The organism is Microbispora sp. NPDC046933, assembly GCF_040644635.1.
GTDB lineage: Bacteria > Actinomycetota > Actinomycetes > Streptosporangiales > Streptosporangiaceae > Microbispora.
Genome location: NZ_JBEYWW010000002.1, coordinates 134,148 through 149,084 on the forward strand (window position 1 = coordinate 134,148; position 14,937 = coordinate 149,084).

The window sequence follows — 14,937 nt, forward strand, 5'->3', positions numbered from 1 at the left end:
CATTCCCGACCACTCCGAAACTGAAGCCCGAGGGGCAGCTCACGCCTGTATGAAGGGGTGACATCACGTCGCGCGTAGAGCGTGTCGGCTCGGGCGGGAAGGGACCGCCATGCGCTCCTCTCTGCTCTTTCCCCGCATCAACAGGCACACCCGCGTCATGTCCACGCATCTCAGCGCCGCGCCGGTGAACGCGGATCCGGTCGTCCGCTGCGTGCCGCCGAGCAACTCCCTCGTCGAGTTCGGCGCGTACGTCGGCGGCGAGAAGATCGACGCCGACGGCATTCCCGAGGCCGTGCGCCTGGTCCGCGAGCACAACGAGGCCAACGAGGTGCCCGACGCGTACGTCTGGGTCGGTCTGCACGAGCCCGCCGCTCCCGAGGTCGAGTGGCTCGCCGACGTGTTCGGCCTGCACCCGCTCGCCGTCGAGGACGCCATCAAGGCCCACCAGCGGCCCAAGGTCGAGCGGTACGGCGACTCGCTGTTCGTGGTGCTCAAGACCGTCGCGTTCCTCGACCACGAGGTGTCGGCGGCGAGCAGCGAGATCATCGGCACCGGCGAGATCATGGTGTTCGTCGGGCCCGACTTCGTCGTCACCGTGCGGCACGGCCGGCACTGCCCGCTCGGCGACGTCCGCGAGAAGCTGGAGTCGAAGCCCAAGCTGATCGGCCGCGGCCCGACGGGCGTCCTGCACGCCATCGCCGACCACGTCGTGGACAAGTACCTGCAGGTCGCCGACCTCATGCAGGCCGAGCTCGAAGAGGTCGAGGCGGCCGTCTTCGCCGAGGTCAGCTCCCGCGACATCAACAGGATCTACCAGCTCAAGCGCGAGATGCTGGAGCTCAAGCGCGCCGTCGGACCGCTCCAGACCCCCTTCAACGCCCTTCCCCAGCGGCGCAGCATCCCCTCCGAGATGCGCGAGTACTTCCGCGACGTGGGCGACCACCTGTCCCGCGTGTGCGAGCAGGTCCAGTCGTCCAACGAGCTGTCCGACTCGATCCTCCAGGCCGCCCTGGCCCGCTCCAACGCCCTCGCCAACGAGGACATGCGCAAGATCTCCTCCTGGGTGGCGATCATCTCGGTCCCCACGATGATCGCCGGCATCTACGGGATGAACTTCGAGCACATGCCCGAGATCAAGTCCGTGTACGGATACCCCATCGTGATCGGCGTCATGGTCGTCGCCTGCACGCTCCTGCACCGCGCCTTCCGCCGCAACGGCTGGCTCTGACCCCACGTCTCTCCCCCCCGGGACGCCCGTCCCGCGCGTCCCGGGAGTATGGCTTTCGGTGTCGTCACCCGTACGCTTCATGACCGGAATCATGAGCAATCGGTCATTGCGATATGTCAGATGATGTTGTTAGGTGGGGGGAGCGGGCCGCTCGACACATCGACCGTTTCCACTCTCGCAGGAGCGTGTCATGACAGAGGCGACACCCCGGTTGGCGACCTTCCCCCTCGCTCGGGAACGTACCTTCGATCCGCCGGACGAACTGGCACGCCGCCGTGACGAGGCGCCGATCCAGCGGATGACGTACGCGGACGGGCACGAGGGCTGGCTGGTGACGGGGTACGCGGAGTCGCGGGCCATTCTGGCCGACAACCGCTTCAGCACCCGCACCGAACTGCTGCACTCGCCGATCCCCCAGCGCGGGGAGTTCCGCAGTGAGCCGCTGACGCCGGGGTTCTTCCTCCGGATGGATCCCCCCGAGCACACCCGATACCGGCGTCTGCTGACCGGGCAGTTCACCGTACGGCGGATGAAGCAGCTCGAACCGAGGATCCAGGAGATCACCGAGAGCCGCCTCGACGCCATGGAACGCGAGGGCGCCCCCGCCGACCTCGTCGAGTCCTTCGCGTTGCCCATCCCCTCGCTGGTGATCTGCGAACTGCTCGGCGTGCCGTACGAGGACCGGGAGAAGTTCCAGCGCGACTCGGCGGTGCTGGTGAACCTGGAATCGTCCATGGAGGACATCCGGGCGGCGATCAAGGACCTGCTCGCCTACCTGCACGGCCTGGTCACCATGAAGGCGAAGGAGCCCACCGACGACATACTGAGCGGCCTGGCCGCGGGCGGAGAGCTGACGACCGAGGAGATCGGCGGCGTAGGGCTGCTGCTGCTCATCGCGGGTCATGAGACGACCGCGAACATGCTGGGCCTCGGCACCTTCGCGCTGCTGACGAACCCGGAGCAGCTCGCCGCCGTGCGGGACGACCCGGCCGCCGTCGAGAACGCGGTGGAGGAACTGCTGCGCTACCTCAGCATCGTGCACATCGGGCCGACCCGTACGGCCCTGGAGGACGTGGAGGTCGGCGGCACCCTGATCAGGGCCGGCGAGTCGGTGACGCTGTCCATCGGGGCGGCGAACCGGGATCCCGAACGGTTCGAGGGCGGCGACGCCCTCGACGTGACCCGGCCGGCGCACGGGCATCTCAGCTTCGGGCACGGCGTCCACCAGTGCCTGGGCCAGCAGCTCGCCCGCATCGAGATGCGCATCGCCTTCCCCGCCCTGCTGCGCCGCTTCCCGAACCTGCGCCTGGCCGTACCGGCGCGGGAGGTGCCGCTGCGGTCCAATATGGCGATATACGGTGTGCACCGACTGCCGGTGCTCTGGTGAGGGAAGTAGCTGGGGGAACGATGAAGATCAAGGCGGACACCGGACGGTGCATCGGTGCGGGGATGTGCGTGCTCACGCTGCCCCAGGTGTTCGACCAGAGCGAGGACGACGGGACGGTCGTGGTGCTCGACGCCGAGCCTCCGGCCGACCTCGCACCCGCCGTGAAGAGGGCCGTGCAGCTCTGCCCGTCGGGCGCGCTGTCCGTGGAGGAGTGAATCCGTACGGACCGTGACGATGGCACGCTGGGCCGGGTGACGCTCAGCTAGTTGACGGGTACGGTCCGATGGGCTTGGCTGGTAATCGGCTGTGCAAGCCGTTCTTGTGGGTGACCCTGGAGCCCCGCCCGGTGGTTGAGGAAACCGCCTTCGGGTGGGGCTCTTCCCTTGTCCGAGAGGTCAGGCGCCCACCGGGCGGAGCGGGGTCACGGGGTCGGGCAGCGGCAGGCCGCGGGCCTTCCAGAGGCGGCGCATGCGGTCGGGGTAGTCGGTGACGATGCCGGCCACGCCCATGTCGATCAGCCGGGCGGCCTCGTCGGGGTCGTTGACCGTCCACACCACGACCGGCAGGCCCTGCCGGGCCGCCCCGGCCATCAGCGCCTCGTCGACGAGCACGCGGTCGGGGGAGAGCGTGGTCGCCCCCACCGCCGCGGCCGCCGCCGCGAGGTCGCCGCCGACCTCGCCGAGGCGGATGCCGTTCATCCAGGCGGGCGTCATCGTGTCGCGCTCGACCAGGGCGTACCGCCGCTCGACCAGCGGCCTGGCGATCTCCAGGACGCGCCAGTCGAAGCTGAGCAGGGCCGCCCTCGACAGCCGGTCGTGCCGGTCGAGCTCGTCGACGACCTCCTCCACGAAGCGGCGCGGGTCGGCGCACAGGTCGGGCCGGGTGGGATCGGACTTCAGCTCGACGTGGAGGCGCACGTGGTCGGCGCCGAGGGCGCCGATCAGGCCGAGCACCGCCCCGAGCGTCGGCATCCGGGTGTCCGGCAAGGGCACCTGCGTGAGCGCGAAGCGGTCGTCCGGCCGCTCGGGCAGCCGTACGCCGACGTCGAGGGTGCGCAGCTGCGGCAGCGTGAGCGCGATGATCGGCTTGCCGACGTAGGGGAACATCTCGTCCCCCGGAACGGCCATGCCCGTGTCGGCGCTGGTCACCGCGGACACGTGTAGGTCGTGGGTGAGCACGAGCTGCCCGTCCGCGGACATGGCGACGTCGAACTCGAGTGCGTCGACCCCCAGCTCCAGCGCGAAGGCCAGGCCGGGCAGGGTGTTCTCGGGCCTCAGGCCCCGCGCTCCACGGTGCCCGTGCAGCTCAACGTTTCCATGCACAGCGGCGTACCCTACCGCCTCGCCCGTCCGCGGCCCGGAACCCTCCGGTTCCGGGCGCGTACGCCACCAATCATCAGATAAGGGAGCGAATCTGAATAGTCTGCGTGCGGCCCGGGCCGACGCCGATGGCCGAGATCGGGGCGCCGCTCATCTCCTCCAGCGCCCTGACGTACGCCTGGGCGTTCGGCGGCAGGTCCTCGAACGTCTTGGCGCTGGTGATGTCCTCCTGCCAGCCCGGCAGCTCCTCGTAGATCGGAGTGGCGTGGTGGAAGTCGGTCTGCGTCATGGGGATCTCGTCGTGGCGGACGCCGTCGACCTCGTACGCCACGCAGACCGGGATCCGCTCCAGCCCGGACAGCACGTCGAGCTTGGTCAGGAAGAAGTCGGTCACGCCGTTGATCCGGGTGGCGTACCGCGCGATGACCGCGTCGAACCAGCCGCAGCGGCGGTTGCGGCCGGTGGTCACGCCGTACTCGCCGCCGGTCCGGCGCAGCCAGTCGCCCTGCTCGTCCAGCAGCTCCGTCGGGAACGGCCCGGAGCCCACGCGCGTGGTGTACGCCTTGAGGATGCCGATGATCCTGGTCAGGCGGGTCGGCGGGATGCCCGAGCCGGCACAGGCGCCGCCCGAGGTGGGGGAGCTGGAGGTCACGAAGGGATAGGTGCCGTGGTCGATGTCGAGCAGCGTGCCCTGGCCGCCCTCGAGCAGCACGACCTTGTCCTGGTCGAGCGCCTGCGAGAGCACGAGCGAGGTGTCGGCGATGTGGGGGCGCAGCCGCTCGGCGTAGCCGAGGTACTCCTCCAGCACCTTCGCCGGGTCGAGCCCCCGGCGGTTGTAGATCTTGGTGAGGATCTGGTTCTTCTCGCCCACCGCGGCCTCGATCTTCTTGCCGAGGATGCCGGGGTCGAGCAGGTCCTGGACCCGGATGCCCATGCGGTAGATCTTGTCGCCGTACGCCGGGCCGATGCCGCGGCCGGTCGTGCCGATCTTGGCCTTGCCGAGGAAACGCTCGCTGACCTTGTCGATGGCCTTGTGCTGGGGCATGATCAGGTGCGCGTTCGCCGAGATCAGCAGCCGGTCGCAGGAGATGCCCCGCTCGGCCAGCCCGTCGATCTCGCTGAGCAGCACGCCCGGGTCGACGACCACGCCGTTGCCGATCACCGGCACCACGTCGGGCGACAGCACACCCGTCGGCAGCAGGTGCAACGCGTACTTCTGGTCGCCGATGACGACGGTGTGGCCCGCGTTGTTGCCGCCCTGGTAACGAACGACGTAGTCGACGTCACCACCCAGCAGGTCGGTGGCCTTCCCCTTGCCCTCATCGCCCCACTGGGCGCCAACGAGAACGACAGCCGGCATGGTCTAACTCCCGCACCAAGACGAAAGCCCCTGACGCAAGCGCGGCAGGGGCCTCTTGCACACAGAGACTACCTGAGGGGCATGCCGACGGTGAACGGAGTCTTAAGTCGCGAGACAGGCCCGGCCGTTCCGCGTACGGCCCCGTTCAGGCAGTTCGTCCAGGAGTTCGTGCGGGAGCTCGTGCGGGAGCTCGTTCAGGAGTTCGCGGTGAGCGCCTCCGCGGCGGCCTGACTGCTGTCGCGCAGGAACTGGGCGCAGCGCTCGGCCTCGTCCTTCTCGCCGATCGCCTGGGCCGCCCGGGCGAGGGCGTTCAGGCAGCGCAGGAACCCCTGGTTCGGCTCGTGCTCCCACGGGATCGGCCCGTGCCCCTTCCAACCCGCCCGGCGCAGCTGGTCGAGACCCCGGTGGTAACCGGTGCGCGCGAACGCGTACGAGGTGACGGCGTGACCCGCGGCGAAGTAGTCGTCGGCGAGAGCGGCCCAGGCCGCCGAGTAGGCGGGGAAGCGGGCCGCCACGTCTGCCGCCTTGGCGCCCGACTCGAGCATCTGCCGCGCCTCGGGGGTGTCGGGCAGCAAGGTGGGCGGCGGGCCGGCAAGGAGGTTCTCGTGCGATTCCATTTGATCAGAGTAATTTACCTGTCTGCGGACCGCTCCCTTGCAGCCGTCCTTTTGTTTTCGACGGGCAGGGCTCGTCTGTCGCCGACCCCGGTTGGGGGAAGCGAGAAGCCGCTTCCCGGCCGTCTTACCTGCTGTCGGCGGTCCAGGCATGGGCCGCCCGGCGGGAGTCCGAAGATCGATACAAGATCGATCTGCCGGTTCCCGCCGGGCCCGTTCCCTTACTTGATCTTGGTGCCCGCGGACTTGAGCTGCTGGCACGCCTCGGCCACGCGCGCGGCCATGCCGGCCTCGGCCGCCTTGCCGTACGCGCGCGGGTCGTAGGCCTTCTTGTTGCCGACCTCGCCGTCGACCTTCAGCACGCCGTCGTAGTTGCGGAACACGTGGTCCACGATCGGGCGGGTGAAGGCGTACTGCGTGTCGGTGTCGATGTTCATCTTCACCACGCCGTACGAGATCGACTCGTGGATCTCCTCCAGGGCGGAGCCGGAGCCGCCGTGGAAGACCAGCGAGAACGGCTTCTCCTTGCCGTACTTGGCGCCGACGGCGTCCTGGATCTCCTTGAGCACGCTCGGGCGCAGCTTGACGTGGCCCGGCTTGTACACGCCGTGCACGTTGCCGAAGGTGGCGGCCACGATGTAGCGGCCACGCTCGCCCAGGCCGAGGGTCTCGGCGACGGCCAGCGCGTCCTCCGGCGTCGTGTAGAGCTTCTCGTTGATCTCGCCGACGATGCCGTCCTCCTCGCCGCCGACCACGCCGATCTCGATCTCGAGGACGACCTTGGCGGCGGCGGTCTTGTCGAGCAGCTCGCTGGCGATCTGGAGGTTCTCGTCCAGCGGCACGGCGGAGCCGTCCCACATGTGCGACTGGAACAGCGGGTCCTGGCCGCGCGCGACGCGCTCGGCGGAGATCTCCAGCAGCGGGCGGACGAACGAGCCGAGCTTGTCCTTCGGGCAGTGGTCGGTGTGCAGCGCCACCGTCACCGGGTACTTCTCGGCGACCACACGGGCGAACTCGGCGAACGCCACCGACCCGGTGACCATGTCCTTCACGGTGGTGCCGGAGAGGAACTCCGCGCCACCGGTCGACACCTGGATGATCCCGTCACTTTCCGCCTCCGCGAAGCCGCGCAGCGCGGCGTGCAGGGTCTGCGACGAGGTCACGTTGATCGCCGGGTACGCGAAGCCGCCCGCTTTGGCGCGGTCGAGCATCTCGGCGTAGACCTCTGGAGTCGCGATAGGCATGCGAAGTCATCTCCTTCTGACGGTATGCGGCGTGGCAAGTATCCCGAAGGCCGGGCCGATCGGGAAAGCCGGGTATGTGGGGCGCCGGGAAAGCCGCGGTCATTCCGCGATTCACGGTTTTCCACAGCTCTGCCGCTTCTCAGTCTCATCTCATCTGGGACAGGTAGGCTCGCCCCGTGGACGTGCTCTTGGACCTTCTTGACCCGAAGTGGTGGCTGAGCATGCTCGGCGCCTTCGCGACGATCGGCGTCATCGCCATCGTATTCGCCGAGACGGGGCTGCTCGTCGGGTTCTTCCTGCCCGGTGACTCGCTGTTGGTGACCGCTGGAATTTTCAGCACCGCCGCCGCCGCGCAGGGATTCGGGATCGCGCCTCTGTCACTGCCCACCCTGCTGATCGGCGCGCCGCTGGCGGCGATCGCGGGGGCGCAGTTGGGCCACTTCCTGGGGGCGAAGGTCGGCAGGAGGATGTTCGACAAGCCTGACTCCCGGCTGTTCAAGAGGGAGCACGTCGAGAAGGCGGAGTACTACTTCGAGAAGTTCGGTCCCGCGAAGGCCGTGGTCGCCGCGCGGTTCATGCCGATCGTCCGCACCTTCATGAACCCGGTGGCCGGCGTGCTGGAGATGGACGCGCGCCGCTTCTTCGTCTGGAACGTCCTCGGCGGTGTCGTCTGGGTCGAGGCCCTGCTGCTGCTCGGGTACTTCCTCGGCAGCAAGGTCGAGGGCATCGACAAGTACATCCTTCCCGGGGTCTTCGTCATCATCCTCCTGTCGGTGATCCCGATCGTGCGCGAGGTCATGAAGAACCGCCGGGCCGCCGCCGCGGTCCCCAAGGGCCGCCACCACGCCCCCCGGTAGACACCCTCGGTAGTGGACGCCCGCCGGTGCGGCGCCTCATGACGGCTGTCCGGTGGTCTGATCGTGCCGTGGCACAACCCACGTTCCGCGGCGACGCGGCCGGGAGCGCGGGCCGGCCCGCGAGCCGCACGGAGGGCAGACCGGGGATGCGTCGGGAGATGGCGGATGACCTGCGGGAAAGTGCAACCGCACAAGAAGTGACCGGTCAGTACTGAGATATGCCTCACACCCGCTACTCTCCCGATTGTGGGACGCCACAGGTCTGATCCCCTCGGCATCGCCAGGCTGGCGCTGGTCGGCCTGGCGGTCGTGCTGCTGCTCGCCGTCATCGTGGTCGGCGCGAGAGCGCTGCTGTCCACGTTCGGCTCGGAGGAGCCCGCCGTCGGCGCGTCCTCCACCCCGTCGGCGCGGCCATCCGCGGCGCCCTCCACGCCCCGCGTGCCCACCGTCCGCGTGCTCTGCCAGGCCGACCGGTGTCCCGTGTTCGTCCGGGTGCCCGGCGGCGACGTGCTCATCGACCGGGAGCTGGCCCGGGGCGAGCAGGCGTCCTACTTCCAGCCCGAACTCGACGTCGTCCTCGACGACGCGAGCACGGTCGAGGTCTTCGAGAACGGCACCGCCAGGTCCCCCGGGCCGCCCGGCGAGCGGCAGGCGTTCAGTGTGAAGCGGCCGGCGCAGTAGGACGGGGACCAGAAGTGGCCGTCCCACAGATACTTGCGTACATGGGGCCCGTACTCCTTGCGCAATAGCCGGGCCGAGACACCCTTGAGGCTGTTGACCGGGGTGGACAGGGCGACCTTGGGAGGATAGCGGACCAGCAGGTGGACGTGGTCGTGTTCGTCGGTGAACCCGACCAGCTCGGCGCCGAAACTGTCGCACACCTCGATCAAGGTTTCTTCGCAGCGGCGCAGGAGTTCGCCGGTGAACACACCCCGCCGGTACTTGGGTGTGAAGACCAAATGCGCGTGCAGCGTGGAGACGACGTTGCGTCCTCGTCGGATATCGAGGCGGATTCCCATCGCGGCGACATAGATCGATTGGTAATTTGTTCGAATGTGAGACTGGTAGTGCAGGTGAGACTCCTGCCGACCCGCGAGCAGGCGGCGGCGCTGGAATTCACCCTGCGCGCGGTCAATGAGGCCGCCAACCACGTCTCACGGGTGGCCTTCATCACCGGGACCCGGCGCGAGTACGCGCTGCGCAGGCACACCTACCGCGAGCTGAAGGCACGCGGGCTGGGGGCGCAGGCCGCCCAGCATGTGATCAAGAAGGTCGCCGATGCCTACACCACCCTGCATGCCAACATCCGCAACGGTAACCTTGGCCCCCAAGGATCGGCACGCCGTGCCCGCGCCACTTCCAAACCGATCACCTTCCGCGCCGATGCCGCGCAGCCCTTCGATGACCGGTGCCTGTCGTGGCGGATCGATGCTCGTACGGTGTCGATCTGGACGACGGCGGGAAGGGTGCGCGATGTTGCCTTCACCGCATCTGCCGAACAGCTCACGATGCTGGCCGCCTATCGCAAAGGCGAATCGGATCTGGTGTGCCGGGACGGGATGTGGTTTCTGATCGCCACCTGCGATGTCCCCGACCGGCCCATCGCCGTCCCGGACGCCTTTGTGGGCGTGGATTTGGGAATCGCCAACATCGCGACCACCAGCGACGGGGTCCGGCACAGTGGCAAGGGCCTGAACGCCCACCGCCACCGGCAGCGCCGGCTACGCCGCCGGTTGCAGGCCAAGGCCACCAAGTCCGCCAAACGGCTGCTGAAAAGGCGCCGCCGCAAGGAGGCGCGGTTCGCCGCGAACACCAACCACGCCATCGCCAAGCAGATCGTGACCGAGGCAGAACGCACCGGACGCGGCATCGCCCTGGAAGACCTGGGCGGTATCCGTGAGCGGGTACGGCTCCGCAAGCCCCAGCGGGTCGCGCTGCATTCGTGGAGCTTCCACCAATTGGGGAGCTTCATCGCCTACAAGGCGGCCCGTGCCGGAGTCGCCGTGATCCACGTGGATCCGGCCTATACCTCCCAGACCTGCTCCTCATGTGGGTACGTGGACAAAAGGAACCGGCCCGACCAGGAAACCTTCGCCTGCACGTCGTGCGGCTTCGCTGAGCACGCCGACGTCAACGCAGCCCGCAACATCGCCGCGCGCGGTGTCGCGGGCTGGGCAGTGAGTCACGCTGCCGACGACGCGGCCCGAACCGTCGAATCCACCGACGGCGAGGAGCTGCAAGCTCGGTCGTTCACGGCCGAGAAGCTGACTGTGAAGCGATCCCCAGATCAGTGAGCGAGTAGGCGGAGCGGTACGGCACGCCGGTGGCGGCCAGCGCCTCGTCGCCACCCCGGTGCACGATCGTCGCGATGCCCACGACCTGCGCACCGGCCTCGCGCAACGCCTCCACGGCGGTGAGCACCGACCCGCCTGTCGTCGTGGTGTCCTCCACCGCGAGCACCCGGCGTCCGGCGACGTCCGGACCCTCGATCCTGCGCTGCAGGCCGTGGGCCTTGCCCGCCTTGCGCACCACGAACGCGTCGAGCGTGCGCCCACGGGCCGCCGCGGCGTGCAGCATCGCCGTCGCCACCGGGTCGGCGCCCAGCGTGAGACCGCCGACCGCCTCGTAGTCCAGGTCCTCGGTGAGGTCCAGCATCACGCGGCCCACCAGCGGCGCCGCCACGCCGTCCAGGGTGATGCGGCGCAGGTCCACGTACCAGTCGGCCTCCTTGCCGGAGGACAGCACCACCCGCCCGTGCACGATGCCCTTGTTCTTGATCTCGTCCAGCAGTCTCTCGCGGTCACTCATGAGGCTCAGCGTACGGCCGGTCCCGGCGTGCGGGCCGTACGGGCCCGGTGGCCGGATGTGGCGTGCGAAGACTACTGAGAGTAAAGAGGCTCCAGCGGTTTAGCCAGGACATGCACTGCGGAATGTATCGCGGTGCAACTCATCGTAATCGCGAGGTCGCAATGCGTAGAGAAGTCCGGCATACCGACATGGAACTGCTTGAGGCCGTGCGGGGAGGCGACACGGCGGCCTTCGGGACGCTCTACCGGCGACACTCGGCCGCCGCGCGGTCTCTGGCCCGGCAGGTGGTGCAGAGCGAGGACGCCGTCGAGGACCTCCTCGTCGAGACCTTCGCGAGAGTCCTGGAGGTGGTGCGGCGGGGTGGCGGCCCCGCCTCCGCGTTCCGTCCCTATCTCCTCGCGTCGGTGCGCCGCTACGCCGCCGCCGGGGTGGTCGATCTGGCCGACGGCGACTCCCTCTACGTGGACCCCGAACTCGCGGGGCTGGAGCGCTCGCCGCTCGCCCGGGCGTACCGCTCGCTGCCGGAGCGGTGGCGCATGCTGCTGTGGCACATGGAGATCGAGGACGGCAGGCCCGCCGAGGCGGGGCCGCTGCTCGGCCTGTCGGGCAGGGGCGCGGCCTATCTCGCCCGGAGGGCCCGTCAGGGCCTGCGGGAGGCCTACCTGCGGCTGCACCTGGAGAACGGCCCTCGCGCCGAGTGCCGGCCGATCCTGTCCCTGATCATTCGTTACGTCGAGAACGGTCTGCCCAAGCAGGAGGCCGGCGCGGTCGACGCCCACGTGGCCGAGTGCATCGACTGCCGGTCGGTCTTCCTCCAGATGGTCGATCTCACGCAGGAACTGCGGGCCGTCGTCGGTCAGCTCGTCGCCGGGCCGGCCGTGGACGACTACCTCGCCGACCTCGCCGCGGCGACCACCACGGGCTCGCGGTCGTACGGCGGCGGCATGACGAGCGGGCGCGGACCGAAAGGCCGGCTGGGCGGCAGGCTGGGCGGCAGGGTGGGCGGCAGGGCGCGGGCGCGGCTGGATGCCGTTCGCCATCACATGGAGGCGTTGACGAGCCGCGCGGACCGCCGCGTGAGGGGGGCCGTCGGGGCCGCACGGGGCGGGACGGGCCCGGCAGGGCCTGCGCGCGAACGGGCGGACGCGCTGCTCCGCGGGGCGTACGGCCGGGCGCGGACGACGACCCGGCGCGCCTGCGCGAAGGCGGGTGCGGTGCCCCGGGCGGTGTACGTCCGCACGCGGGGGACGATCCGGCGCGCGTGCGCGAAGGCGGGCGCGGTGTCGCGGGCGGCGTTCGCCCGTACGCGGGCGGCGCTGGCGCGGCTGTCCGCACTGGTGCGGAGTGTGCCCACGCCGCATCGTGCGGTGCTGGGAGGCGTCGCCGTGGCCGGCCTCGCGACGGCCGCCTTCCTGCTCGTCGCGCAGCCGACGGGCATGCTTCACACGGGCGGCTCAGGAGGCCAGGGCGGGACGCGGGCTCTGGACCCTCCGCAACCCGGGGTCAGCGCCGCCTCGCGTTCGCGGACCGCCACCGGTCACGCGGGACCGGCGGAAAGCCCGTCGCCGTACGATCCGCCGAGGCACAGCGCCCAGACGCCCGGGACAGCCGTGAGCGTCCCGACGCCGGGGACCACGAAGGACTCGGCGGCCGGGAGCGGTGCCGACGCGCCGAGCGCGGGCATCGCGCTCGGCATGCCCGAGATCACCGGCAGGGTCGCGCCCGGTGCGGACCGGCAGGCCCCGCGGGAAGAAGCCACGGCGCGGGAGGCCCCGGGACCGCTGCCCGCTTCCGGCCGGACGGGCGAGGACCACCCGGCCCCACGTCACGGCGACGGACGAGCGGCGGCATCCGGCACCCAAGGCCGCGCAGGCGGACAGCACACGGTTGCCGGCCGGGAGAGTGACCGTGCAAGGGGCGCCGGGCAGGACAGCGGGAGGCAGGCGAGCAGGCGTCCGGTGAGCGAGCCGGATACGACCACCGTCCTCGCCGGCCGGGATCAGGACTCCGGCCACGCGGACGCCTCACAGGGCTCGGCCCCCGAGCGGCAACGGGTGCGAGGCCGACTCTCCCGGCGCCCCTACCAGGACCATCGCGCCCAGGCCCACGCCCAGGAAAGCGCCGAGGAACGCGCCCAGACCCGCGCTCAGGCCCACGCCCAGGAACGCGCCGAGGCCCACGCCCAGGACAGCGCTCAAGGCAGGGCTCAGGGCAGTAGTGCCCAGGCTCGCGCGCAGGCCGGGACACGGCAGGCGCAGGGGCGGGCCCGTGACCGGCACGAGCCAGGCGCCCCCCGGCCGGTCGGTGACCGCACCCCACGTGTGCGGCCGGGCGAGGCGCAGGGGCGCCCGGGGGCCGAGGAGCGCGGCCGTGAGGCCCGTGAGCACGCCCGATCGGGCCAGGGCGACGAATCGGGCCAGGGCGACGCCGGGGCCCGGAAGGCCGTGGGGAGCGGGAGGAAGGCGAAGGAGGCGCTCGTCGCCGCCGTCGACCCGCTCGGCGCCCTGCTGCGCGGCCAGTCCGGGCTCGTCGCCGTACGGCTGCGCAACGCGGGCGACGCGGCCACCGGAGAAGTCGCCGCGACGGTGACCCTCCCGCCCGGCGTCCGCTACGTGGATCAGGACGAGCACGGAGGCCGGGGCCGCGCGGCGGGCGGAGGTACGCGAAAGGGCCACGAGGCGAAGCCCGATGTCGTGGGGCAGAGCGGTGCCGTGCAGGAGGACGGTGAGGCGGGCGGCGGCGCCGGTCAGGGGCGTGCGGCGGGCGGGCGCGCGGACCGCGCACCGACGGGGAGCGGCGCGGGCGACGGCTGGTCGTGCGAGGCGCCGGGCCGCCTGGTGCCGGGCCGCCTGGTGCCGGGCCGAGTGGTGCGGTGCGTCCGGGGACCGCTCGCCGCCGGTGAGGTGACGGCGATCTTCCTGAAGGTGGCCGTGGCCGCGGACGCGCCCGCGGGACGGCCCTTCACGGTACGGGTGCGGTCGGGGCGGCTGGAGACCAGCGCCGAATCGACCGTGGGGGTGCGCGCCTCGGGCGCCGCGGCGCGCTTCGCCGCGGACGGCCGCCTCGTCGCCCGGGTCGTCGGCAACGCGCTCGTGAGCTCCGCCGCGCCGGCCGCCCCCTGCGGAGCCGCGGTGGCCGGCCGGGGCCGGGGCTCGGGCGTGAGCGTGCCGGTCGACCTCGACAGGGACCCCTCGACGCGTACGTCCAGCTGCGCCGATCTCGACCTGCCTGCCGGAGGCGAGGTGCTGTGGGCGGGTCTCTACTGGTCCGGCGGCGGCCGGAGGGCGGTTCCCGCGGATGACATCCGGGTGCGCGCTCCGGGGATGCCGGGATACACGACGCTGCACGCCGCCGAGGTCGCCCGGCGGAATCTGCCCACGGGGTCCGGTTATCAGGCGTTCGCCGACGTGACATCTCTCGTCCGTACGGCGGGCGGGGGCCGCTGGTGGGTCGCGGGCGCCCCGGCGCCCACGGGAACGGTCCGGCACGCCGCCTGGGGCCTGGTGGTGATGGCCGCGGACCCGCGGCAGCCGTACACGCGGGCCCTGGTCCTGGACGCCGCGGCGGTCGTCGGGAGCGAGGAGAAGGCCCTGCGGCTCCCTCTCGACGGCCTCGCCCCGGACGGCGCGCCCGCGCGGATCGACCTGATGGTGTGGAACGGCGAGGGGGTCAGGGCGGGGGTCGTCACGATGAGTGATCGGGTTCGCGGCGGCCGGGACGACCGGTCGCGGACGGATGCCCTGGGCCGGGAAGACTCCGGAGGCGTCGCGGTCGACACGCTCCACGCCCTCCTGGGACCCCGCCCCGCACTCCAGCTCGCCACCCGGCGTGACCCCGTCTTCTTCGGCGTCGCTGTCGTGAGCGCAAGAACGTGGTCGTGACATCCTCCTCTCGCCGAAGGGAGGGGAGTCCAACCGTCGGCGGTTGGTCTTCCTGACTTCACCGCCGGTCGCCCGCCCGGAAGGATTCTCGTTGCGGTCTTACACCAGCTCCGCGGGCTTTTCGCCTCTGCGCCAGCTCGGCGGCGACCCCACGACCAGTAGTTCCCGCCCGTACCCGGCCGATTTGTCCTCCGGCATCGCTCGCATTCGTCCCCAGGACGGACGGATCGCCGACCGGC

General features: G+C 70.8%; 12 protein-coding genes and 1 pseudogene. 7 read left to right on the plus strand and 6 right to left on the minus strand.

What is annotated here, in order from left to right:
• Nucleotides 1-109 precede the first annotated feature (109 nt).
• From ABZ857_RS03040 to ABZ857_RS03050, 3 genes are all read left to right on the plus strand, one after another.
• Nucleotides 110-1,228 (plus strand): magnesium and cobalt transport protein CorA, encoded by a 1,119-nt coding sequence (locus ABZ857_RS03040; RefSeq protein WP_357036572.1) that lies wholly within the window; start codon nucleotides 110-112, stop codon nucleotides 1,226-1,228.
• Nucleotides 1,229-1,418: 190 nt separating this feature from the next.
• Nucleotides 1,419-2,615: a cytochrome P450 gene (locus ABZ857_RS03045; protein WP_357036575.1), complete on the plus strand. Its 1,197-nt coding sequence runs from the start codon at nucleotides 1,419-1,421 to the stop codon at nucleotides 2,613-2,615.
• Nucleotides 2,616-2,635: 20 nt separating this feature from the next.
• Nucleotides 2,636-2,830, plus strand: coding sequence for a ferredoxin (locus ABZ857_RS03050; RefSeq protein WP_357036578.1), 195 nt, complete (start codon nucleotides 2,636-2,638; stop codon nucleotides 2,828-2,830).
• A gap of 180 nt (nucleotides 2,831-3,010) precedes the next feature.
• On the opposite strand, the gene ABZ857_RS03055 is transcribed toward ABZ857_RS03050, so the two are convergent.
• From ABZ857_RS03055 to fbaA, 4 genes are all read right to left on the minus strand, one after another.
• Nucleotides 3,011-3,937, minus strand: a complete 927-nt coding sequence (locus ABZ857_RS03055) for a glycerophosphodiester phosphodiesterase family protein (protein WP_357036581.1) — start codon at nucleotides 3,935-3,937, stop codon at nucleotides 3,011-3,013.
• 73 nt (nucleotides 3,938-4,010) lie between these two features.
• Nucleotides 4,011-5,294, minus strand: coding sequence for an adenylosuccinate synthase (locus ABZ857_RS03060; RefSeq protein WP_357036584.1), 1,284 nt, complete (start codon nucleotides 5,292-5,294; stop codon nucleotides 4,011-4,013).
• Between the two features lie 194 nt (nucleotides 5,295-5,488).
• Nucleotides 5,489-5,911 carry a DUF3151 domain-containing protein gene (locus ABZ857_RS03065; protein ID WP_193202056.1) on the minus strand — a complete coding sequence of 141 codons (423 nt, stop codon included), beginning with the start codon at nucleotides 5,909-5,911 and terminating at the stop codon, nucleotides 5,489-5,491.
• 218 nt (nucleotides 5,912-6,129) lie between these two features.
• Nucleotides 6,130-7,152 (minus strand): class II fructose-bisphosphate aldolase, encoded by a 1,023-nt coding sequence (gene fbaA, locus ABZ857_RS03070; RefSeq protein ID WP_079314587.1) that lies wholly within the window; start codon nucleotides 7,150-7,152, stop codon nucleotides 6,130-6,132.
• 176 nt (nucleotides 7,153-7,328) lie between these two features.
• Here fbaA and ABZ857_RS03075 point away from each other — a divergent pair, with 176 nt between their 5' ends.
• Together ABZ857_RS03075 and ABZ857_RS03080 are read left to right on the plus strand one after the other, a co-directional pair.
• Entirely contained in the window at nucleotides 7,329-8,009 is a 681-nt protein-coding gene (locus tag ABZ857_RS03075) for a VTT domain-containing protein (RefSeq protein ID WP_357036588.1), read from the plus strand.
• Nucleotides 8,010-8,255: 246 nt separating this feature from the next.
• Nucleotides 8,256-8,690, plus strand: a complete 435-nt coding sequence (locus tag ABZ857_RS03080; protein WP_357036591.1) for a hypothetical protein — start codon at nucleotides 8,256-8,258, stop codon at nucleotides 8,688-8,690.
• Here ABZ857_RS03080 and tnpA read toward each other — a convergent pair.
• Nucleotides 8,687-9,028, minus strand: a pseudogene (tnpA, locus tag ABZ857_RS03085) (IS200/IS605 family transposase); the annotation flags it as partial. The gene ABZ857_RS03080 and the pseudogene tnpA overlap by 4 nt on opposite strands.
• Before the next feature lie 36 nt (nucleotides 9,029-9,064).
• Here tnpA and ABZ857_RS03090 point away from each other — a divergent pair.
• Complete coding sequence (locus ABZ857_RS03090; protein WP_357036595.1) at nucleotides 9,065-10,303, plus strand: transposase; 1,239 nt, start codon at nucleotides 9,065-9,067, stop codon at nucleotides 10,301-10,303.
• On the opposite strand, the gene pyrE is transcribed toward ABZ857_RS03090, so the two are convergent.
• Complete coding sequence (gene pyrE / locus ABZ857_RS03095; RefSeq protein ID WP_357036598.1) at nucleotides 10,260-10,817, minus strand: orotate phosphoribosyltransferase; 558 nt, start codon at nucleotides 10,815-10,817, stop codon at nucleotides 10,260-10,262. The genes ABZ857_RS03090 and pyrE overlap by 44 nt on opposite strands.
• 188 nt (nucleotides 10,818-11,005) lie before the next feature.
• Between pyrE and ABZ857_RS03100 the strand changes: the two genes are divergently transcribed.
• Nucleotides 11,006-14,698, plus strand: a complete 3,693-nt coding sequence (locus tag ABZ857_RS03100) for a hypothetical protein (protein WP_357036601.1) — start codon at nucleotides 11,006-11,008, stop codon at nucleotides 14,696-14,698.
• The last annotated feature ends 239 nt before the right edge of the window (nucleotides 14,699-14,937 follow it).

What these genes read in the sequence shown, in the direction of transcription:
- ABZ857_RS03040 (WP_357036572.1), top strand. Translation starts at nt 110, where the DNA reads ATGCGCTCCTCTCTGCTCTTTCCCCGCATCAACAGGCACACCCGCGTC.
- ABZ857_RS03045 (WP_357036575.1), top strand. Translation starts at nt 1,419, where the DNA reads ATGACAGAGGCGACACCCCGGTTGGCGACCTTCCCCCTCGCTCGGGAA.
- ABZ857_RS03050 (WP_357036578.1), top strand. Translation starts at nt 2,636, where the DNA reads ATGAAGATCAAGGCGGACACCGGACGGTGCATCGGTGCGGGGATGTGC.
- ABZ857_RS03060 (WP_357036584.1), bottom strand. Translation starts at nt 5,294, where the DNA reads ATGCCGGCTGTCGTTCTCGTTGGCGCCCAGTGGGGCGATGAGGGCAAG.
- ABZ857_RS03065 (WP_193202056.1), bottom strand. Translation starts at nt 5,911, where the DNA reads ATGGAATCGCACGAGAACCTCCTTGCCGGCCCGCCGCCCACCTTGCTG.
- fbaA (WP_079314587.1), bottom strand. Translation starts at nt 7,152, where the DNA reads ATGCCTATCGCGACTCCAGAGGTCTACGCCGAGATGCTCGACCGCGCC.
- pyrE (WP_357036598.1), bottom strand. Translation starts at nt 10,817, where the DNA reads ATGAGTGACCGCGAGAGACTGCTGGACGAGATCAAGAACAAGGGCATC.
- ABZ857_RS03100 (WP_357036601.1), top strand. Translation starts at nt 11,006, where the DNA reads ATGGAACTGCTTGAGGCCGTGCGGGGAGGCGACACGGCGGCCTTCGGG.